The organism is Bacillus sp. 16GRE42, from assembly GCF_019837435.1.
Lineage (GTDB): Bacteria > Bacillota > Bacilli > Bacillales > Bacillaceae_G > Bacillus_A > Bacillus_A wiedmannii.
The window spans coordinates 2,113,139-2,133,009 of the sequence record NZ_JADAXF010000001.1; the positions used below are offsets into that span (position 1 = coordinate 2,113,139).

Sequence of the window (19,871 nt, forward strand, 5' to 3'; positions counted from 1 at the left end):
AATCATACCATGTAATGGCTTGTTTTTGACCTAGTTTTTTTTAAAATTTCATGTTTCTTTCAATGCAATTGTAATCTTTCTCAATCTTCTGTTTGGATTATCTCCCATCATCAAATGATTGTAATAACAGGTTCTCTTTCATATGAGATACGAAATAAATTTTGCGCACAAGTGGTGGCTCAATTAAAATCGCATGCACATTTCCTTGCTTTACCGCTTGCTCTACTGCCATTTCTGGAAGTAACGTAATACCAAGTCCAGCTCCGACCATTGCAAGCATCGGTTCTGCATAAGAAGTTTCAAATGCAATGATTGGTTTCGCACCTATCCCTTGAAACATATTCGTAATCATTTTCCTTACATCACAAATTTCTGGATATACGATTAACTTTTCATTTTGCAAATCTTCCATTCGGATTACTATTTTCTCTTTATAAAGATGATCACTTGAAACTACACAAACAATTTTTTCTTCTCGCATTTCTTTTATACACGTAGCGTCTTCTACTACTGAATCGACGAACATCGCTTCAATCTTCCGCTCTTTAAAGAGTCCCATTAGTACTTTCGTATGCTCAATTTTCCATTCTACTTCGAATTCTTCACCTAATACATCTTTACATTTTGATATATAATGCGCTGCTAAACTTGGCAATATGCCTATAGAAATTTTCCGCTTCTCTTGAAAATTCTTCATTTCGGCTTTCACTTCATGGATGTGTTCCAAAATCGGTAACATTCTTGTTATAAATAACTCTCCAGCTTCTGTTAATTCCACTCCTTGCGCGGAACGCTTCAGTAAAGTAACCTCTAAATCCGCTTCTAACCTTTGAATTTGCTTACTAAGCGCCGGTTGAGAAATATGTAAAAGCTTACTCGCCTTTGATAAACTTCGCGTATTCTTCACTTCAATAAACGATCGTACTGCTTCCAAATCCATCGTACACACCTCTAACAAAAAGTTATAACTGTCATAAAAAATCGATATTTCCCTCTATAAACAATTACTCTTTATACTTATTTCATCAACTTACTATAACGAAATGAAAAGGGGAAAGATACTCTTGGACAAAAAACAAATGCTACTCGGATCCCTCCTATGCTTACTTGCCGTAACGGCTTGGGGATTTATGTTTCCTGTCATGGCAAATGCTCTGCAGTTTATCGATCCGTTCTTCTTCACAACTATCCGATACGGATCAGCAGCTATTATTTTTCTTATTTTGCTATTCATTACTGAAGGAAAAACTTCACTCCACTTAGAAAAAAGAACACTTTCGTTATTCTTTTACGGAACAGTCGGTTTCGCTGGATATGGTTTTCTCATTTTTTACGGCCAACAACTTGCCGGGCCTTCTGGGGCCATTCATGCTGCAATGATTCAATCTCTTATGCCGCTCATCGCTTTATTATTGCAGTGGATAACAAAAAACAAACGCCCACAAAACTACACATTCCTTTGTATGTTCGTTGCATTGCTCGGTGTTATGCTTGTCATTTCAAAAGGAAATATTCACTTTTTATTTGGAGCTGCCAGTCACCTCTCAACAAATATACTTATGCTATGCGGCGTTACTTGCTGGGTCATTTATACGAACGGTGGTGCTCGTTTTCAATCTTGGTCACCACTTCGATATACGACGTTAACTTGTTTATTCGGCTCGGTTTCACTCATCGTTATCGTCACTTTCTTCACTTACACAAACATCGTTACTATGCCGTCACTTCGTACCATTATGAGCGTTCGTTTTGAACTCTTGTATATGTCGATTGTTGCAGGTGTTATCGCTGTATTTTGCTGGAACACAGGAAATCGCTATATTTCATCTATTAACGGCATATTATTTATGAATTTAGTTCCTGTACTTGCACTTATCGGTTCCATCTTTCGAGGTTATACAGTCGACAAAATTGAAATTGCCGGAGCCTCATTAACAATTATCGCGCTATTATGCAACAATGTATGGCAAAGGAAAGAAAGCACAAAAATCCCCACCTCAGTTCGTTAGGTGGGGATTCTTCACATATGAACAGCTCTTGGTAATTCATAGTATATATTCGTTATACATAATGTGTGTTCCATCCATTGTTCAATTTCTTTCGTGTACATTTCTATGAAAAATGTCTCAGACGGAAAAGAATGCAGCACTTCTGATATATATTGCGGATATAAAAACGGCATATTCATCATGCCTTTTAATTGCGTCATAAACATTGTAAAAGATACCTTTTTAAATTCTTGCTTCATTTGTCCATGCTTTATAATTTGCTCTATATAATATCTTTCTTTAGAAAAGTAAATGGTCATCACTTCGCGAATTAATGTCGTATCAAGCGAAAGCTCTCGGTAAAAGAAACGTGTCAATTCCCTATTTTCAAATTGATATCGTAAAATCCCACGCACCATTTGCACCATCATATCTTTAGCCGACAAATATTCTCTCTGTTCAAAGGACGTTTCAATCACATGAATATATCCTTCTAAAAAGTCAGTAATAAGCTGTTCTAATAAACCTTGCTTTCCAGCAAAATAATATGAAATATTCGCTACATTCACATCCGCTCGCTTTGCAATTTCTCGCACCGACGTTCCATCATAACCTTTCGTGTTAAACAACGATATTGCCGCATCAATTACTTTTTGTTTCGTCTGTTTCATGCGCTCACTTCCTCTCACTGAACAGCTATAGTTTAAATTTCTTGACTTTTAAGACAAATTCCTTTAATTTTCTATCGACAAAGTCATGTGAAATACATCGTATTTTGCTAATATTTTACACATCTCGATAAAAAGGGAGTTGTTTCCATGTTTACAAAAGAAAGTTATGCAGGTTCTCGTGAAGAACAATACGAGACAGTAATTAAACAACTGGATGCATTATTAACTGGCGAACCGAACGTAGTCGCAAACTTATCAAATGCGTCCGCATTATTAAATCAATTTTTAGATCGTGTGAATTGGGTTGGCTTTTATGTAACAGAAGGAAATCAGCTTGTTCTTGGACCTTTCCAAGGAATGCCTGCTTGCGTGCGCATTCCATTTGGACGAGGCGTTTGCGGCGCAGCAGCTGAAACAAAAACGACGCAGCTTGTAGCAGACGTTCACCAATTCCCAGGACATATCGCTTGCGATAGTGCTTCTAATTCAGAAATCGTTGTACCGATCGTGAAAGAAGGAACTGTCATTGGTGTACTTGATATTGATAGCCCTGAAAAAAATCGTTTTGATGAAGTAGATCAGCGCTATTTAGAAAAGTTTGTGGAAACACTCCTAAAACATATTTAAAAAAGAAAAGAGTGAGTTATCGATTGCGTACATCACGTACGAAACCGATAGCTCACTCTTTTTTATTGATTACTAACAGTAGATATTTTCTTTAATGCCTGCTCTAAATCAGAAACGATATCCTCCCATGATTCTAAACCGACAGATAAACGTATTAAATTATCGTAAATGCCCATTTCTTGTCTTAGCTCAGCCGGAATCGCAGCGTGCGTCATCGTTGCCGGATGCTGAATTAACGTTTCTGTATCCCCTAAACTTACGGCAATTGTAATAAAGTGAAGGTCATTGATAAACGCTTGTGTCTCTTCTTTTCCGCCTTTTACTGAAAAAGAAATCACACCGCCGCCCCGTTTCATTTGGCGAGATGCTAACTCACCTTCTGGATACCAAACACCTTCTACCGCATCATGATTTTTCAGGAACGATACAATTTTTTCTGCATTATCACAATGGCGGTCCATTCTTACCGCCAACGTCTTTAATCCGCGTAACAATAACCATGCATCAAACGGCGCCATAATACCGCCGATATCTTTTCGCATCGGGCGAATTTTTTCAGCTAACGCTTTCGTTTTACAAATCGTTACACCCGCCACAACATCGCCGTGACCGCCAATATATTTTGTCGCACTATGCACAACTGCATCACAACCAAGCTCAAGTGGTCTTTGTAAATAAGGTGAACAAAACGTATTATCAACAATGACAAGTAAACCATTTCGCTTCGCAACCCGAATTACTTGTTTTAAATCAATTAATTTCATCGTTGGATTAATCGGCGTTTCAACGAAAATAAGCTTCGTATTTGGACGGATTTTATTTTCAATATCAGCCTCTGTCTCCATATCACAAAACGAATGCGTAATCATAAATTTCTCTTCTAACACTTCTAAAAATCCGTACGTGCACCCATATAATCCATTTGAACAAATAATATGATCTCCAGCTTTTAGAAAACCAATTAACGTTGCGGAAATAGCTGCCATACCGGATCCGAAAGCAAGTGCTTCTTCTCCTCCTTCTAACACCGCCATACGTTCTTCAAATAATTTTACAGTTGGATTTCCAAGTCTTGAGTAAATATAAGATGGATCCACTCCCGCAAAACTCGCCTCTCCTTGCTGCGCAGTCTCAAATGTAAATGTAGACGTTTGAAATAGCGGTGGTGTTAAACTTCCTTTATGTTCCTCAGATGTATAACCGTGATGAATTAACGCTGTCTCCATATGCTTCTTTTTCATAAAAACATCCCCTTTTATGTTTTTATACCGCATATTCATCAACAAAAAATTAATGAACATTTTTTACTACATTTTATGTAAGCGTTTTATTTGTGTTTCTATCACTTCTTGTATATCGTTTTAAATTCCTTCTTATTAATTTCCAAAATTTATATGCATAAAACAAAAACGTACCCGCTTGACGAAACTCTAGGTAAAAGATATAATAGCGTTTGTGTAAAATAAAAAGGCAGCCTTGTAATGTGAGTTTATCGTTTGTATTTTGTTCCTCTACGGAGGTGTATCTCGTAACTCCCTGCTGCTGGAGCGAAGGTACATGAAAACAAAATGCCCGTAAATATCGATTACGTCTGTTTTTATTTTACGTAAATAAAAACATTTTTAAAGGAGGAGTCAACTATGGCTCGTTATACAGGTCCAGCTTGGAAACTGTCTCGTCGTCTTGGAATCTCTCTAAGCGGCACAGGAAAAGAATTAGAAAAACGCCCTTACGCACCAGGTCCTCACGGTCCTAACCAACGTAAGAAACTTTCAGAATACGGTTTACAATTACAAGAGAAACAAAAACTTCGTCACATGTACGGCATGACTGAGCGTCAATTCCGTCGCACATTTGACCAAGCAGGTAAAATGCCTGGTAAGCACGGCGAAAACTTCATGATCCTTCTTGAAGCTCGTCTTGACAACCTAGTTTACCGTATGGGCTTAGCTCGCACTCGTCGTGCAGCTCGCCAATTAGTAAACCACGGCCACATCACAGTTGATGGATCTCGCGTAGATATCCCATCTTACCGTGTAAAACCTGGTCAAACAATCAGCGTTCGCGAAAAATCTAACAGCCTTGTTGTTGTTAAAGAAGCGATCGAAGTTAACAACTTCGTACCAGAATACTTAACTTTCGATGCTGATAAATTAGAAGCTACTTACACTCGTCACGCTGAGCGTTCTGAGTTAGCAGCTGAAATCAACGAAGCATTAATCGTAGAGTTCTACTCTCGTTAATGACAAAAAGCCAATCCTCTGGATTGGCTTTTTTCGTTTATATATAAAATAAAATTATTTATTTTCCTCTTTCTGCACATATACATAAGCATCTTTCTGCTCTTTATGTACATCAACCTTCGAATTCTCTGCAAGCTGACCCGCATTTAGCAAAGAAAAAATAATGAGCGCTTCTAGTGACATTTTGTTTTACCACTCCTTTCTATTTGTTATACATTTATCATACCGCTTACATGTGATTTCCGTATGAATTCGAAAAGGAGATTACAACAAAAAGGTTACAGGAATATGAATGCACGCTATAATAACCATAAAATAGGAGGTTGATTCATTTTGAAAATAAACCAAATGGTTCAATTAGGTAGTGCATGTATGCTTTTTATTACTTCCGCGCTTATTAATTGGTATCAGGGAAGTAATTTAATAGACTATCCCGATGAATGGAAATATAGCGCTAAGTTTACGAATTACTTTAAAGGCACCGTTTCAAATTACCAAGATATTTATCAAATCGATTTCTTTATATATGCGGCAAAATTTTATCCAACAGCATTTATTGTTATGCTCATTAGCTTACTTTATATGATCGTATTAATTCTTCATATTCTATTTACAAGAACTGGTGAGACAATCTAAATTCATACATAAAAAAACCCGAATTATAGACTTTTCATCCTACAATTCGGGGTACTATTTGTTTTATATTCGTTTCTGATTAGTAACGAATTAAGAAATATTTCTTTTTACCGCGGCGAATGATTGTGAATTTACCTTCGATGCGGTCGTTTTCTGTTACAACGTAGTCTAATGCTTGTGTACGCTCACCGTTTACGTAGATTGCACCATTCGTTACATCTTCACGTGCTTGACGTTTTGATGGAGAGATTTTGCTTTCTACAAGTAAGTCGATTAATACTGTATCTTCTGCAGTACGTTCTACAGATGGTACGTCTTTGAATCCTTGCTCGATTTCGCTTGCAGTCAGTTCTGCTACAGAGCCGCTGAATAATGCAGCTGAAATTTTAATCGCTTGCTCTAATGCTTCTTCGCCGTGAACAAGTTTTGTCATTTCAGAACCTAATGCTTTTTGTGCTGCACGTTTTTCCGGAGCTTCAGCTACTTGCTTTTCAAGCTCAAGAATTTCTTCATGAGATAAGAATGTGAAGTATTTTAAGTATTTAACAACGTCGCGGTCATCTGTGTTAATCCAGAATTGGTAGAACTCGTAAGGAGTTGTTTTCTCTGGGTCTAACCAAATTGCGCCGCCTTCTGTTTTACCAAACTTCGTACCATCAGATTTTGTAACTAGTGGAATTGTTAAACCGAATGCTTTCGCATCTTCTTCTGATTTACGAATTAATTCAAGGCCAGCTGTAATGTTACCCCATTGGTCACTACCACCGATTTGTAGACGGCAATTATGGTTTTGGTATAAGTTTAAGAAGTCGTATGATTGTAAAATCATATAACTAAACTCAGTGAATGAAATACCAGTATCTAAACGAGATGCTACTGTATCTTTTGCTAACATATAGTTTAAACCGAAGTTTTTACCGATATCGCGTAAGAATGAAATGACATCTAAGTTACCAAGCCAATCATAGTTGTTAGCCATTGTTGCTGGGTTGTCCACGTTTTCAAACTCTAAGAAGTTTGAAAGTTGGTTTTTAATGCTTTCTGTGTAGTAAGCAACTGTATCTTTCGTATTTAATGTACGTTCTGCTTTTTTACCACTTGGGTCACCGATCATACCAGTACCACCGCCAACAAGTGCGATTGGTTGGTGACCAGCTAATTGGAAGCGACGTAACATTAATACTGGTAACATATGACCGATGTGTAAGCTATCTGCTGTCGGATCGAAACCACAGTATAATTTAACGCTTTCTTTTTCTAATAATTGCTCAAGTCCCTCAGCATCTGTTTGCTGATTAATTAGACCGCGAAATTCAAGATCTTGTAAAATACCCATATCCTACATACTCTCCTTTAAGTTCATTACTGGCGTGAAGGTTGAAAACATAAAAAAATCGCCCCCTTTAAATAAGGGACGATTTTGATTATCGCGTTACCACCCTAGTTGCAGGCCAAAAAAAGCCTACCACCTTATTTACATAACGGCTTAGCACCGTCTTTTCCCTTTTGAATACAATTCAATCGAAAAAAGATGCTCTAGGGGCGTAATTCGCGATCATCTATGTGCTGATTTTCACCGACCATCAGCTCTCTAAAACAGGGAAATGATCACTACTTCTCCCTTTCCACGCTCAATTATTCATATACTTTTCTTTATACCATCATTTATATAGGCGTGTCAAATAGAGGTAGGTGTTCTCTTCTTACCAATCCTTTACAACGTCGCAAAGAGTATCGTAATAAGAGAAAGAATTGGAACCCCAACTAATAACGACACATGAAACACAACCGATAAATCATTCCCAATCGTCGCCTCCACAGGATCTTTCGCTGGAGAACCAAGAAATCCGATTAATCGATCGAAGCGACTTACCGTTTTTGGAAAATCTGGTATTTCTACATGGTCACTATCTAAATGTTGCTGTAATTTATATTCATTCTTAAAGGGATTTTCGCTCAATTTCATCCACCTCCAGTAATTGTTTCAATTTCTTTATCCCGTTATGAAGTCTCGACTTCACCGTTCCAATTGGAATGTTTAATATCTCTGCAATTTCTTTTTGCTGCATATCATGATAATAAGAAAGAATGAGGACAGCTCGCTGTTCTTCAGGAACTTTCAAAATCGCTTCTCTTACTGTGAGCCGATCTTCGTGAGAAAATTCTTTTTCCTGAATCGGCACTAAAAATGGCAAAAGCGTACGCCACTTTTTTCTTCTATTTAATTTATTAATCATAAGACGATAACCAATTTGAAATAAATACGTTTTTATTTTGCCTTTTTCAAGTTCATACATATGTTTCTTTCGTTCTAACATCAAAAACGTATCTTGCACAAGATCGATACTTAATTGTTCATCTCGGTTAAATCGATACAAAAATGTATATAGCGCTGGTTTGATTAAAACATATAGTTTTTCTCCCGCCTGTTTATCTCCACTTTGATACGCAAGCATGAGTTCCTCCTCAATCCCAATCTGCGCCATGATTTTTGATCTCCTTTATTCCTTTTAACGTTAACGAAATGCGGGAAATTAAATAGCAACTAGCAACAATAATCCATACTTGTGATTGATTCGTAAAAAATTGAACATACGGGTTTTGAATTGTCTGTCCGGTTGAAACTAAAATATTTAATGCTTGCACACATATGCATGCATACACTGCAAGACAAGCCGAAATCGTATCAAATACATTCCAGCGAAAATAAACTTTTGTTTTTGTAAAATCAATTTTATATCCATTTTTCCGTACTATATGTTTTCTATCAAATGGGATAATGATTGAAAACATAACAATCATCATGACCCCAGCTGTAATCATTGATACTTTAAATCCGATTGGCATCGGTAATAGCAAACCACAAGAAAATACAACTATAATTCCAATTACAGCAAAAGTAAGAAGTAATTTATTAGACATAAAAAAGCCTCCCTCATCTATTCTTTCATAAATGTATACAGACGAGGAAGGCACTTCGTTCAAATATTATTTTATTTTTTTAATAATCTTCACAGGATTTCCGCCAACTACTACATTGTCCGGTACATCTTTCGTTACAACAGCACCAGATACGATCACCGCATTATCTCCAATCGTTACACCAGGATTAATAATCGCTCTTCCGCCAATCCATACGTTATCGCCAATTGTAACTGGTTTTCCGTATTCTGATCCGCTTATGCGCTCTATTGGATCAAGCGGATGTGTTGCTGTATAAATGTGAACACCTGGAGCTAACATACAGTTCACTCCGATTGTTACTGGGCATACATCTAAAATCGTACAGTCAAAGTTTGCGTAAAAATTTTCGCCAACGTGAATGTTATAGCCGTAATCACATCTAAAAGAAGATTCAAGATGAATGTTATCTCCAGTCGTTCCAAATAGTTCTTTTACGATTTCGCTACGCTCTTTTAATTGTACTTCTGGCGTATCATTTAATTTTCTCGTTAATATACGGGCTTGCTCCCTCTCTTGTACTAAAACTGGATCAGCCGGGATGTACATTTCCCCATGTATCATCTTTTCTTTTTCTGTTTTCATTTTACTGCCCCTTCAACTTATATATATAAGTTTATAATAACATAAAAAAAAGGTCTGAACGTTATTTCGTTCAGACCTTCCTCTCTTAATCTTCCATCGTTGATAAGTCACCTGTTGGTAAGTTTAACTCCCACGCTTTTAATACGCGGCGCATAATTTTACCACTTCTCGTTTTCGGTAATTTATCTCTAAATTCAATTTGTCTTGGCGCTGCATGAGCTGCTAGGCCTTTCTTTACAAATTGACGAATCTCTTCTTTTAATTCATCAGATGGTTCGTATCCTGCTCGAAGCGCGATAAATGCTTTAATAATTTCGCCACGAACCGGATCTGGAATACCAATTACACCAGCCTCTGCAACAGCCGCATGCTCGATTAATTTGCTTTCTACTTCAAACGGACCAACGCGCTCACCTGACGTCATAATTACATCATCAATACGCCCTTGGAACCAGAAGTATCCATCTTCATCCATATAAGCAGAGTCACCTGATACGTACCAATCTCCCGGCATAAAGTAAGATTCATACTTTTGCTGGTTATTCCAGATTCCACGCATCATCGCTGGCCAACCTTTACCAATTGCTAAGTTACCCATTGTGTACGGAGGCACTTCATTTCCTTCATTATCAACAATCGCTGCTTTCACACCTGGAATTGGTTTACCCATTGAACCTGGACGAATTTCCATACAAGGGTAGTTACAAATAACTTGTCCACCTGTTTCTGTCATCCACCACGTATCATGAATACGAAGTCCAAATGCGTTCATACCCCAGCGAATTACTTCTGGATTTAACGGTTCACCAACGCTTAATACGTGGCGCACTTGTGATAAATCGTATTTTTTAATTGCGTCTTGTCCAGCACCCATTAACATACGGAACGCTGTTGGTGCGCTGTACCAAACTGTTACACCGTAATCTTGTAGCGTTTCATACCACGCTTCTGGACTAAATCGCCCACCTAAAATAACATTGGATGCTCCGACTAACCACGGTGCAAAAATACCGTAAGCCGTTCCAGTTACCCAGCCCGGATCAGCTGTGCACCAATATACATCATCTTCTTTTAAATCTAGCACCCATTTTGCCGTTTGATGGTGCTGCACCATTGCATTTTGCGCATGAAGCACACCTTTTGGCTTACCAGTAGAACCAGACGTGTAATGTAGAATCAAACCGTCTTCACGGCCTAACCATTCAATATGTAATTCTTTTGAAGCTTGTTCAAATAAAGGATTGAACGCTACCGTTTTACCGCCTTCTTCTACATTATCTCCAACAAGGAAGACTGTTTTTAAAGCAGGTAAATCATTTAATGGTACCCGCTCTAACAATTCAGGCGTTGTAATTAACACCTTCGCTTCACTATCTTCTAAACGATCGCGAACTGCGCCTTCCATAAATGCTTCAAATAGCGGACCAACGATTGCCCCTAATTTCACTGCACCAAGAAGGGCAAAATATAATTCTGGAGAACGCGGCATAAAAATAAAAACGCGATCGCCTTTTTCTACATCGCCATAATTTTTCAGGACATTTCCTGCTTTATTAGAAAAATCCTTCATTTCCTTAAATGTATACTTCTCTTTTCGCGATCCATCTTGATAATAAAGGGCTACTTTATTTTTACGATCGGATTTCGCATGCTTATCAATTGCCTCATACGCCATATTTACTCGGCCTGTTTCATTCCAAGTAAAGTTTTTATTAACCTCTTCCCATTTAAAATTCGCGTATGCCTCATCATAATTCGGCAAATTATTTTCTCCTTTAATGACAGGAAGCGTTTCTACTTTCATACTTTACATCCCCCTCCTATGTATTCTATTATCTATTATAATGACATTATTTAAAATTTTCAGTATTTTTGTTGATTTTTAGACAAATTTTTAATGACAAATTTCGATTCACATCGCATATATTATAAAGTACCATATTAATAGATTCACAAACCCTCAAGGTGGTGAGTAATACATTGATTCATAAAAAAATATATAATGCTAGAAACTTAAAAACAGCGAAAGGCACTTTAATTATTGAAGGTCCTGTCTCTACACATAACTTAGAAATGTATGAATTTCATCCCGATTTAGTTGCGTTTCGTCCTGCCGAGCAGCAATATAAAGCAATTGTCGAAATTTCTAAATTACCAGAAGCTCGTCTCATTATCGCTAGACATGACCAAACGATTGTTGGATATGTTACATACTTATATCCCGATCCACTTGAACGATGGTCAGAAGGAAAGATTGAAAACTTAATTGAACTCGGGGCGATTGAAGTTGTCCCAGCCTTCCGCGGTTGCGCTGTCGGAAAGAACTTATTAGAAGTTTCAATGATGGACGATTATATGGAAGATTACATTATATTGACGACTGAATATTATTGGCACTGGGATTTAAAACAAACAGGCTTGAATGTTTGGGAATACCGAAAAGTAATGGAAAAGATGATGAATGCCGGTGGCTTACAATGGATGGCTACAGATGATCCTGAAATTTGTTCGCATCCCGCTAACTGTTTAATGGTCCGCATCGGTAAACGCGTTGATACAGATTCTATTCAAGCATTTGATCGTCTACGTTTTCACAATCGTTTTATGTATTAATAAAGGGGGCAACTGGAATGATTGTAGAAGAAATTATGAATCAAGATGTAGTGACACTACATCCAAACGATACAATCGAAACAGCAATCCGAACGATACGCACGAAAGGCATTCGGCACATTCCAATTGTCGATCAAAATAATCATGTCGTAGGCATTATTTCTGATCGGGATGTAAGAGATGCAAGTCCGTCTATTTTAGATGAACAAGTTTCACTCGATATGCTGAAGCAACCACTTGAACTTATTATGAAACATCCTGTTATGACTTGCCATCCTCTCGATTTCGTTGAAGAAATTGCTACTTTATTTTTTGAAAATAAAATTGGCTGTCTCCCTGTTACAAAGGCTGGCAAGCTAGTTGGAATCATTTCTGAATCTACTGTACTGCACACGTTAGTGAAATTAACAGGAGCACATCAACCGAGTTCACAAATTGAAATTCAAGTAAAAAATGAACCTGGTATTCTCGGAAAAGTCGTTGCCATTTTTAGTGAGTTACAAATCAATATCGTGAGCGTTCTCGTCTACCCAGCAAAAGATGAGAATGATAAAGTACTCGTTTTCCGCATTCAAACGATGAATCCGCTAAAAGTGATTGATGCACTTGAAGCAGAAGGCTACCGCGTATTATGGCCGAATATTATGGGGATGCAAGCATGAGTAGCGCGTTTATTTATTCGGATGACTTTCGGGGCTATTCGTTTAGCCCTGATCATCCTTTTAACCAACTGCGCGTCACACTCACGTATGATTTATTACAAAAGGGCGGTTTTATCTCTCCCTCCCAAATCATCTCACCACGAATGGCTACAGATGAAGAAATCGCCTACGTTCATACAGAGGAGTACATAAATGCGGTAAAACGTGCTGGAGAAGGTAAGTTAGAAAAATCAATTGCGATGACATATGGACTTGGAACAGAAGATACACCGATGTTTCCAAATATGCACGAAGCAAGTGCATTACTCGTTGGCGGTACGTTAACTGCTGTCGATGCTGTCCTTTCCGGAAAAGTAAAACACGCGCTTAATTTAGGCGGCGGCTTACATCACGGCTTCCGCGGCAAGGCATCTGGATTTTGTATTTATAACGATAGTTCCATCGCAATGAAATATATACAGAAAAAATACGGTTTACGTGTTTTATATATTGATACAGATGCTCATCACGGTGATGGTGTACAGTGGTCTTTTTACGATGATCCTAACGTATGCACCATTTCATTACATGAAACTGGGCGCTATTTATTCCCTGGAACTGGCGCTGTAAATGAACGCGGACAAGGTAATGGCTATAGTTATTCTTTTAACGTCCCACTCGATGCCTTTACAGAAGACGAATCGTTTTTAGATTCATATCGAACTGTCGTAAAAGAAGTTGCCGCATACTTTAAACCGGATATTATTTTAACGCAAAATGGTGCTGACGCACATTATTACGACCCACTTACACACCTTTGCGCAACGATGAATATTTACCGTGAAATACCGAAGCTCGCTCGCGAAATCGCTAATGAATATTGCGAAGGTCGCTGGATCGCTGTCGGCGGTGGTGGCTATGACCATTGGCGCGTCGTCCCAAGAGCTTGGGCACTCATTTGGCTCGAAATGAACAACATCCAAAACATCTCAGGTTATCTCCCTCCAGAATGGATTGACGCTTGGAAAGGACAAGCTGAAACAGAACTTCCCCTCACATGGGAAGATCCAAACAACATGTATAAACCGATCCCCCGTAAACCAGAAATTGAAGAAAAGAACGCATTAACTGTAACGAAATCCCTTGAAATTATTCGGAATAATATGACAAAATCTTTGTACTAAACGAAAAGGAGGCTCGTTTTTGAATAGCCTCCCTTTTATTTATTATCTGATTTTGTCAGTAAGTCGCTATATTTCGAGTTGCGCTGATATATTTTATTTCATAATTAACTGGTCCAACTTTTATGAGAAAAGGTAGTGATATTATGTGGAAACTACAAATAATTAGCACGAAACGTGGCACATTTGAACTCTTTACAAAAGGAAATGGCGAACCACTTTGCATTACACATCACTATTCACAATTTAATGAAACTGGCGATTACTTTGCGGATGTTTTCACTGCTACGCATCGTGTATTGCTCATTAATTTACGAAACGCTGGTAACTCAGCAAAAGCCAATTCAGAAAAAGAATTAAGTATGATTGAAACCGTTCACGACTTAGAAGCAATACGAGAAGCTTTACAACTCCCAACATGGCATTTCGCTGGCCATTCAACAGGTGGTATGCTTGGACTTTTATATGCGATTGCATATCCAAATTCCTTACAGTCATTAGTCGTCGTTGGAGCCGCAGCAAGTAACTATACCGAAACACCCTTTTGCATTTATCACCCAGCACATCCTCAGTTTCATTATATGCAACAACTCATCGAAAACTTAAAAAGCCCTCTCCTTACAAGTGAAGAACGGAAAGAGCTATCTACTAAGAGAACAAAATTATCATTGTATAAACCAGAAAACTACAACTCTTATTTTTGTAAACCAATCCAAAAAACTATGTCCGCTAGCCGGATGAACGCTTTTTCAAATGAATATCCTTCATTTGATTTAAGAGAGCATTTACCTTCCATCCAAACAAAGACACTTATTATATGCGGAAGACATGATGTACAGTGCCCAATTCAGTATTCTATTGAGATGCATGATGGCATACGTAATTCTATCTTTGTGATATTTGAGGAGAGTAACCATTATCCTTTTTTAGAAGAATGTGCTCAGTTTACTTCTACTACTCAAACATTTTATAAATCGTTACACTAGTACCGTTATTACTAAGGAAAGCTCACAGCCTCTATAAGAATATGAGCTTTTTTCAAAAGAAGTATTTCACACTAGAAACAACAAGAAGAACAAAAAAATCATTAAGCCTACATCAAGTAATACTGCCTTTTTATCTCCTTCTTTTATACTCATCATAAAACTAGAAATTATTTTAATTCCAAAAAAGACCATCATAAATAACCCACCGAAATGATCATTCGTAGAATCTCCATCATAAAACATTTGTATTGCACCGATAATTAATAAGATAAGTACGATATTCGTTCCAATCTTTAAAGTCTTGTTTAATTTATTATCTTTTAATGTATCTCCCAAAATGTAGCACGCCCTCTCATGCTCTCCTATGTTTTATCTCTCTTTATATCTTAACATAAATTACCTATTATTCCCTTTTAGTCCAGATAACAATAAAAAACCTGCCAATTACTCGGCAGGTACATTACACGTTAAAGCGATAACCAGCTCCCCACACTGTTTCAATATATTGCGGGTGAGCAGGATCTCTTTCAATTTTTTCACGTAGCTTTCGAATGTGAACAACGACAGTGGCTAAATCGCCAGCTGAGTCTAGTCCCCAAATACGTTCAAATAACTGTTCTTTATTTAATACTTGGTTTGGATGCGTTACAAAGAATGTTAGTAAATCAAATTCCTTCGTTGTAAACGCAATTTCTTCATTGTTTATAAACACTTTTCTCGCTCGCTGATCGATAGAAATCCCATGAATATATAACGTATCGCGTTGCTTACTCACATTTCCTGATAATCTTTCATAACGAGAAATATGCGCCTTTACTCTTGCTACTAATTCACTCGGGCTAAACGGTTTCGTTATATAATCATCCGCCCCTAAACCGAGTCCGCGAATTTTATCTATATCTTCTTTCTTTGCTGAAACAAGTAAAATCGGAATGTCTTTTATAGCACGTATTTGTTTACAAATTTCAAAACCATTCATTTTCGGAAGCATAATATCTAAAATAATTAGATTATAATCTTCCTGAAGAGCCATTTGTAGACCTACTTCTCCTGTATGTTCTACATCGACTTGAAAATCACTAATTTCTAAATAATCTCGCTGTAATTCTGCAATACTTATTTCATCTTCTACTAATAAAATTCTCTTCATTCTACTCACCACATTCCTGTACTTTTTTCAATGAGAAGAAAATACTTGTACCTTCTCCAAGCTTACTTTCCGCCCAAATTTCTCCGCCATGTTCTTCAACAATTTGCTTCGCTATCGCTAAGCCAAGTCCACTTCCACCTGTGCTAGAATTTCGCGATTGCTCTGCACGATAAAACCGCTCAAATATATACGGCAGCGTATCAGCTTCTATACCTGATCCATTGTCCACCACTTTTACAATGACTGTATTGTTATCACTTAATACTGTTACAGTAATTTTCTTCGCTTCTTTATCCATGTATTTCACACTATTATGAATTAAATTTGATATCACTCTATTTATCTTTTCACAATCGGCCGTTACATATAGTGGTGATGAATGCAATTGTAAATAAACTTCTATACCTTCCTCACTTAAATCCATCTGCATCTCTTCTAATAATTCTTGCATAAACACGTTTAACTCTATCGTTTCAAACTGAAAAGGAACTCGATTCAAATCAAGCTTTGAAAACAAAAAGAGCTCATCAATGAGTGTATCCATATGCTTTGCCTTCGTATGAATGGTCGTTAAATACTTATCCATTTTTTCTGGCGTATTTGCGACTCCATCTTTTATGCCTTCTACATATCCAATAATAGATGTAATCGGTGTTTTTAAATCATGAGATATGTTTGAAATGAGCTCTTTTCGATTTTCTTCATACTGCGTTTGCATCTCTATCGACTCTTTTAATCTCTTCCTCATTTCCTCAAATCCTTGATTTAATTGCCCAATCTCATCATGGGATGTAACTGGAATTTGGAAATCTAAATCCCCTTCTTTAATTCTCCCAGTCGCATCTTTCAGTACAAAAATTGGTTTTATCACACTTCTTGAGACGAAATAACTTAATAGCCCTATGAGTAAAATGGCTAACAGTAAAAGCGCTCCGAACAAAATCGGAAATAACTTTTGTGTAAGATCGACAAATGAACTTTGCCTTTTTAGTACAAATATACTCCCTTCTTCATCCCCAGGAAAATAAAAATCAAATTTTACATATCGATAAAATGTATCGCCTAGTTCCGTTGTACCACGACTATTAATATTTGCTGATTCAAATTTCGGAAGGGCTTCTTTTAAAGATACACTTTCAAATACTTTTGTAGCATAAGAAATGGTTTCTCCCTTTCTTACAACTATTTTCACACCTTCTTTTTCAAGTGTTGAAACGAACGATTCATCTAATAGTTGAGATTGATTTTTCTTTGCCGCTAATTTCAATTCAATATACGTATTCTCTTCTTCTGGCGTAAGCGGCTTTTGAATATAGGAACTTTTATAGAAATTTTTCACTGATTCCAAGTCTCCTGTTATGGAAAAAACAATTAAAAATCCCGCGACTAATATGAGCGTAATGGAAACGAGAATAACAGCAATATAAGAGAATAAAAATCTTGTTTTAATAGACATATGTTACATCCTCACTTTACCCCGCATTAACGGGCAGTAAGACCCCCACCTCAAAATCCAGAGAAAGCAAAGAAGTTAGGTAGGAATCAACTGCCCATAAAAGCCCGATTGGTTCAACTAATAATCAGTGGGGCCCCCCCACTGATTAAAGTTTCACTTTACCAAACCTTATTACTCATAAGCATAAAAATATATGTTCAAATACTCAAGCGATTTTATAGTAATTTTAGCGTCAGTTTATAAAAATTTAATGTTCCTATTTTACAGTTTAAATTAGGATACCGAATTGCTTGCAAAAGGAGGTTGAAATTCCATGTTCAAAAAAACAGTAAGCATGATATGTTGCGTAATTTTTTTACAAGGATGCTCACAAGAACAAGAAGTTAAAAAGGAGATGACAAACATGGAGACAGCACTACTAACAGCTACTGAGAAACAAGAAACGAATACTGTTATATCATTACTCAAAAAAGGGGCTGACATAAATATAACGGACAATAAAGGACGTACTTCTCTTATGATTGCTACATACAAAAATGATGTAAAAACTGCAAAAGTGCTTATTGAAGCAGGGGCTGACGTAAATATCCAAGACGATATGAAAAACAATCCCTTTCTATACGCCGGTGCAGAAGGTTACTTTGATATTTTAAAACTAACGATTGATGCCGGTGCAGATCCATCGCTTACAAATCGTTACGGCGGAACAGCTCTTATCCCCGCCTCAGAACATGGCTATATTGATGTTATTAAAGAACTCCTTACGCGAACAACTATTGATGTTAACCATGTAAATAATCTCGGGTGGACCGCTTTAATGGAAGCCATCGTACTAAGTAATGGAAACGAAACACAGCAACAAGTCATTCAGCTTCTTATTGAGCACGGTGCAGATGTAAATATTCCCGACAACGATGGTGTTACCCCGCTAGAGCATGCCCGTGTTCATAACTTTGAAGAGATAGAGAAGATTTTGTTAGCGACAAATAAATAAAAGCTCATTTCCTATAAAAAACGTATCATTTTCAAATCTATTTTTTGCCATTCTCCCCAGTCTATGCTACAGTTATTTCGTCACATAGCTATACAGCTAGACAACTTATATATTTATAATAGGGTGGGAAAAAAACATGAGCAAACCTCGTATTGGAATGATTGGATTAGGTAGTATTGCACAAAAGGCTTACCTTCCAACACTGACAAAGGAAACTGATTGGACTTTTGTGGGAGCGTTTACACCTAATGTTAATAAAAGAAAACAAATTTGCGAGCAATATCGTATTCAAGATTTTGCTAACCTTCAGGCACTCGCTTCAGAATGTGATGCGGCTTTCGTTCATAGTTCAACTGCTACACATTATGAAATCGTTTCTGAACTTCTGAAAAAAGGAATCGATGTTTATGTTGATAAGCCGCTAGCTGCTACTACTGAGCAAGCAGAGAAGCTAGTTGAAATGAGTGAAAAGTATAACCGAAAGTTAATGGTCGGATTTAATCGCAGATTCGTTCCTATGTATGTTGCTGCAAAAGAGCAAGCTCATAATATTTCATGGGTTCGAATTGAAAAGCACCGCACAAATAAAGTGGGGCCATATACGTATGACTTTACTATGTTAGATGATTACTTACATATTGTAGATACTGCTCGCTGGTTAGCTAACGATGACCTTAACATCGTTCATAATATGATGCAAATCAATGAAAAGAACGAACTTCTTTACGGACATCATACATATACAACTGCAAATGGACTTTTACTTTCTACGGCGATGCACCGCCATGCAGGTACAAATTTAGAACAAATTGAACTTGTAACGGCAGGTAAAATCATTCGCGTAAAAAATATGAACACATTTGAAATTGAGCAAGAAAACTCCGTTTCACAAAGTGGTTCACCATCATGGGAGACAACGTTAAAGCAGCGCGGATTTGAAGATGCTGTTCATCATTTTATCCAATGTGTACAAGGTGATACACAGCCTATTGTAGATGGATTAGAAGGATTAAAATCTCAACAAATGCTCCAATCTCTACTGCAAGCTGTAAGCAAAAATTAAAACGGATACATTTTTCAGAATTTACTTTCATTCCCATTTCCTCTTTATTTCTATCACAAATTTCTATAGAATATGT

At 37.2% G+C, this 19,871-nt stretch carries 23 protein-coding genes and 1 other annotated feature; of the genes, 10 read left to right on the top strand and 13 right to left on the bottom strand.

Going from position 1 to position 19,871, the window contains the following annotated elements:
* Positions 1 to 97: 97 nt before the first annotated feature.
* Complete coding sequence (locus tag ILS93_RS10980) at positions 98 to 940, bottom strand: LysR family transcriptional regulator (protein ID WP_064474574.1); 843 nt, start codon at positions 938 to 940, stop codon at positions 98 to 100.
* A 124-nt stretch (positions 941 to 1,064) separates the two neighbouring features.
* Here ILS93_RS10980 and ILS93_RS10985 point away from each other — a divergent pair, with 124 nt between their 5' ends.
* Positions 1,065 to 2,009 (top strand): DMT family transporter, encoded by a 945-nt coding sequence (locus tag ILS93_RS10985; RefSeq protein WP_000358804.1) that lies wholly within the window; start codon positions 1,065 to 1,067, stop codon positions 2,007 to 2,009.
* Positions 2,010 to 2,020: 11 nt separating this feature from the next.
* Here the strand turns inward: ILS93_RS10985 and refZ are convergent, their stop codons facing one another.
* The gene (gene refZ / locus ILS93_RS10990; RefSeq protein WP_000814940.1) at positions 2,021 to 2,659 is read right to left on the bottom strand and encodes a forespore capture DNA-binding protein RefZ; all 639 of its coding nucleotides are present in this window, start codon (positions 2,657 to 2,659) and stop codon (positions 2,021 to 2,023) included.
* A 147-nt stretch (positions 2,660 to 2,806) separates the two neighbouring features.
* On the opposite strand from refZ, the gene ILS93_RS10995 reads away from it, so the two are divergent.
* Complete coding sequence (locus ILS93_RS10995) at positions 2,807 to 3,286, top strand: GAF domain-containing protein (RefSeq protein WP_098101984.1); 480 nt, start codon at positions 2,807 to 2,809, stop codon at positions 3,284 to 3,286.
* Between the two features lie 62 nt (positions 3,287 to 3,348).
* Here the strand turns inward: ILS93_RS10995 and megL are convergent, their stop codons facing one another.
* Positions 3,349 to 4,527 carry a methionine gamma-lyase gene (gene megL / locus ILS93_RS11000; RefSeq protein ID WP_000726585.1) on the bottom strand — a complete coding sequence of 393 codons (1,179 nt, stop codon included), beginning with the start codon at positions 4,525 to 4,527 and terminating at the stop codon, positions 3,349 to 3,351.
* Between the two features lie 399 nt (positions 4,528 to 4,926).
* Here megL and rpsD point away from each other — a divergent pair, with 399 nt between their 5' ends.
* Positions 4,927 to 5,529 (top strand): 30S ribosomal protein S4, encoded by a 603-nt coding sequence (gene rpsD / locus ILS93_RS11005; RefSeq protein ID WP_000135322.1) that lies wholly within the window; start codon positions 4,927 to 4,929, stop codon positions 5,527 to 5,529.
* Between the two features lie 54 nt (positions 5,530 to 5,583).
* On the opposite strand, the gene ILS93_RS11010 is transcribed toward rpsD, so the two are convergent.
* Complete coding sequence (locus ILS93_RS11010; RefSeq protein ID WP_000050944.1) at positions 5,584 to 5,712, bottom strand: hypothetical protein; 129 nt, start codon at positions 5,710 to 5,712, stop codon at positions 5,584 to 5,586.
* A 150-nt stretch (positions 5,713 to 5,862) separates the two neighbouring features.
* Between ILS93_RS11010 and ILS93_RS11015 the strand changes: the two genes are divergently transcribed.
* A complete protein-coding gene (locus tag ILS93_RS11015) occupies positions 5,863 to 6,165 on the top strand; it encodes a YjdJ family protein (RefSeq protein ID WP_088048002.1) in 303 nt (100 codons plus the stop codon).
* Positions 6,166 to 6,244: 79 nt separating this feature from the next.
* On the opposite strand, the gene tyrS is transcribed toward ILS93_RS11015, so the two are convergent.
* The 6 genes from tyrS to acsA form a co-directional block, all read right to left on the bottom strand.
* Entirely contained in the window at positions 6,245 to 7,501 is a 1,257-nt protein-coding gene (gene tyrS, locus ILS93_RS11020) for a tyrosine--tRNA ligase (protein WP_000512075.1), read from the bottom strand.
* 71 nt (positions 7,502 to 7,572) lie between these two features.
* Positions 7,573 to 7,802, bottom strand: a binding site (T-box leader).
* 77 nt (positions 7,803 to 7,879) lie between these two features.
* Positions 7,880 to 8,125 carry a hypothetical protein gene (locus ILS93_RS11025; protein WP_088048001.1) on the bottom strand — a complete coding sequence of 82 codons (246 nt, stop codon included), beginning with the start codon at positions 8,123 to 8,125 and terminating at the stop codon, positions 7,880 to 7,882.
* Complete coding sequence (locus ILS93_RS11030) at positions 8,106 to 8,651, bottom strand: RNA polymerase sigma factor (protein ID WP_098101986.1); 546 nt, start codon at positions 8,649 to 8,651, stop codon at positions 8,106 to 8,108. Before ILS93_RS11030 ends, ILS93_RS11025 begins: the two co-directional genes overlap by 20 nt.
* Positions 8,632 to 9,087, bottom strand: a complete 456-nt coding sequence (locus ILS93_RS11035; RefSeq protein WP_064474569.1) for a hypothetical protein — start codon at positions 9,085 to 9,087, stop codon at positions 8,632 to 8,634. Before ILS93_RS11035 ends, ILS93_RS11030 begins: the two co-directional genes overlap by 20 nt.
* A gap of 66 nt (positions 9,088 to 9,153) precedes the next feature.
* Complete coding sequence (locus ILS93_RS11040) at positions 9,154 to 9,711, bottom strand: maltose acetyltransferase domain-containing protein (RefSeq protein WP_222660445.1); 558 nt, start codon at positions 9,709 to 9,711, stop codon at positions 9,154 to 9,156.
* Between the two features lie 85 nt (positions 9,712 to 9,796).
* Positions 9,797 to 11,515 carry an acetate--CoA ligase gene (acsA, locus tag ILS93_RS11045; protein WP_222660447.1) on the bottom strand — a complete coding sequence of 573 codons (1,719 nt, stop codon included), beginning with the start codon at positions 11,513 to 11,515 and terminating at the stop codon, positions 9,797 to 9,799.
* A gap of 176 nt (positions 11,516 to 11,691) precedes the next feature.
* On the opposite strand from acsA, the gene acuA reads away from it, so the two are divergent.
* From acuA to ILS93_RS11065, 4 genes are all read left to right on the top strand, one after another.
* A complete protein-coding gene (gene acuA, locus ILS93_RS11050; RefSeq protein WP_063222474.1) occupies positions 11,692 to 12,324 on the top strand; it encodes an acetoin utilization protein acetyltransferase AcuA in 633 nt (210 codons plus the stop codon).
* Positions 12,325 to 12,341: 17 nt separating this feature from the next.
* Entirely contained in the window at positions 12,342 to 12,986 is a 645-nt protein-coding gene (locus ILS93_RS11055; protein WP_000634568.1) for an acetoin utilization AcuB family protein, read from the top strand.
* Complete coding sequence (gene acuC, locus ILS93_RS11060; RefSeq protein WP_081257162.1) at positions 12,983 to 14,149, top strand: acetoin utilization protein AcuC; 1,167 nt, start codon at positions 12,983 to 12,985, stop codon at positions 14,147 to 14,149. Before ILS93_RS11055 ends, acuC begins: the two co-directional genes overlap by 4 nt.
* Positions 14,150 to 14,271: 122 nt before the next feature.
* On the top strand, positions 14,272 to 15,132 hold the full coding sequence (locus ILS93_RS11065) for an alpha/beta fold hydrolase (RefSeq protein WP_098101987.1): 861 nt from the start codon (positions 14,272 to 14,274) through the stop codon (positions 15,130 to 15,132).
* A gap of 66 nt (positions 15,133 to 15,198) precedes the next feature.
* Here the strand turns inward: ILS93_RS11065 and ILS93_RS11070 are convergent, their stop codons facing one another.
* The 3 genes from ILS93_RS11070 to ILS93_RS11080 form a co-directional block, all read right to left on the bottom strand.
* Positions 15,199 to 15,468: a hypothetical protein gene (locus ILS93_RS11070; RefSeq protein WP_088047995.1), complete on the bottom strand. Its 270-nt coding sequence runs from the start codon at positions 15,466 to 15,468 to the stop codon at positions 15,199 to 15,201.
* A 124-nt stretch (positions 15,469 to 15,592) separates the two neighbouring features.
* A complete protein-coding gene (locus ILS93_RS11075; RefSeq protein ID WP_064474563.1) occupies positions 15,593 to 16,282 on the bottom strand; it encodes a response regulator transcription factor in 690 nt (229 codons plus the stop codon).
* A 1-nt stretch (position 16,283) separates the two neighbouring features.
* Complete coding sequence (locus ILS93_RS11080) at positions 16,284 to 17,738, bottom strand: sensor histidine kinase (protein ID WP_088047994.1); 1,455 nt, start codon at positions 17,736 to 17,738, stop codon at positions 16,284 to 16,286.
* A 313-nt stretch (positions 17,739 to 18,051) separates the two neighbouring features.
* On the opposite strand from ILS93_RS11080, the gene ILS93_RS11085 reads away from it, so the two are divergent.
* Positions 18,052 to 18,732, top strand: a complete 681-nt coding sequence (locus tag ILS93_RS11085) for an ankyrin repeat domain-containing protein (RefSeq protein WP_088047993.1) — start codon at positions 18,052 to 18,054, stop codon at positions 18,730 to 18,732.
* Positions 18,733 to 18,868: 136 nt separating this feature from the next.
* Positions 18,869 to 19,795: a Gfo/Idh/MocA family protein gene (locus tag ILS93_RS11090; protein WP_088047992.1), complete on the top strand. Its 927-nt coding sequence runs from the start codon at positions 18,869 to 18,871 to the stop codon at positions 19,793 to 19,795.
* Positions 19,796 to 19,871 lie beyond the last annotated feature (76 nt).

Excerpts from the sequence above, each read along its gene's own strand:
- ILS93_RS11035 (WP_064474569.1), bottom strand. The coding sequence starts at position 9,087 with ATGTCTAATAAATTACTTCTTACTTTTGCTGTAATTGGAATTATAGTT.
- acsA (WP_222660447.1), bottom strand. The coding sequence starts at position 11,515 with ATGAAAGTAGAAACGCTTCCTGTCATTAAAGGAGAAAATAATTTGCCG.
- rpsD (WP_000135322.1), top strand. The coding sequence starts at position 4,927 with ATGGCTCGTTATACAGGTCCAGCTTGGAAACTGTCTCGTCGTCTTGGA.
- ILS93_RS11055 (WP_000634568.1), top strand. The coding sequence starts at position 12,342 with ATGATTGTAGAAGAAATTATGAATCAAGATGTAGTGACACTACATCCA.
- ILS93_RS11080 (WP_088047994.1), bottom strand. The coding sequence starts at position 17,738 with ATGTCTATTAAAACAAGATTTTTATTCTCTTATATTGCTGTTATTCTC.
- ILS93_RS11010 (WP_000050944.1), bottom strand. The coding sequence starts at position 5,712 with ATGTCACTAGAAGCGCTCATTATTTTTTCTTTGCTAAATGCGGGTCAG.
- ILS93_RS11090 (WP_088047992.1), top strand. The coding sequence starts at position 18,869 with ATGAGCAAACCTCGTATTGGAATGATTGGATTAGGTAGTATTGCACAA.
- refZ (WP_000814940.1), bottom strand. The coding sequence starts at position 2,659 with ATGAAACAGACGAAACAAAAAGTAATTGATGCGGCAATATCGTTGTTT.
- ILS93_RS11075 (WP_064474563.1), bottom strand. The coding sequence starts at position 16,282 with ATGAAGAGAATTTTATTAGTAGAAGATGAAATAAGTATTGCAGAATTA.
- tyrS (WP_000512075.1), bottom strand. The coding sequence starts at position 7,501 with ATGGGTATTTTACAAGATCTTGAATTTCGCGGTCTAATTAATCAGCAA.
- ILS93_RS11065 (WP_098101987.1), top strand. The coding sequence starts at position 14,272 with ATGAGAAAAGGTAGTGATATTATGTGGAAACTACAAATAATTAGCACG.
- ILS93_RS11030 (WP_098101986.1), bottom strand. The coding sequence starts at position 8,651 with ATGGCGCAGATTGGGATTGAGGAGGAACTCATGCTTGCGTATCAAAGT.
- ILS93_RS11040 (WP_222660445.1), bottom strand. The coding sequence starts at position 9,711 with ATGAAAACAGAAAAAGAAAAGATGATACATGGGGAAATGTACATCCCG.
- megL (WP_000726585.1), bottom strand. The coding sequence starts at position 4,527 with ATGAAAAAGAAGCATATGGAGACAGCGTTAATTCATCACGGTTATACA.
- acuC (WP_081257162.1), top strand. The coding sequence starts at position 12,983 with ATGAGTAGCGCGTTTATTTATTCGGATGACTTTCGGGGCTATTCGTTT.
- ILS93_RS10980 (WP_064474574.1), bottom strand. The coding sequence starts at position 940 with ATGGATTTGGAAGCAGTACGATCGTTTATTGAAGTGAAGAATACGCGA.
- ILS93_RS11085 (WP_088047993.1), top strand. The coding sequence starts at position 18,052 with ATGTTCAAAAAAACAGTAAGCATGATATGTTGCGTAATTTTTTTACAA.
- ILS93_RS10995 (WP_098101984.1), top strand. The coding sequence starts at position 2,807 with ATGTTTACAAAAGAAAGTTATGCAGGTTCTCGTGAAGAACAATACGAG.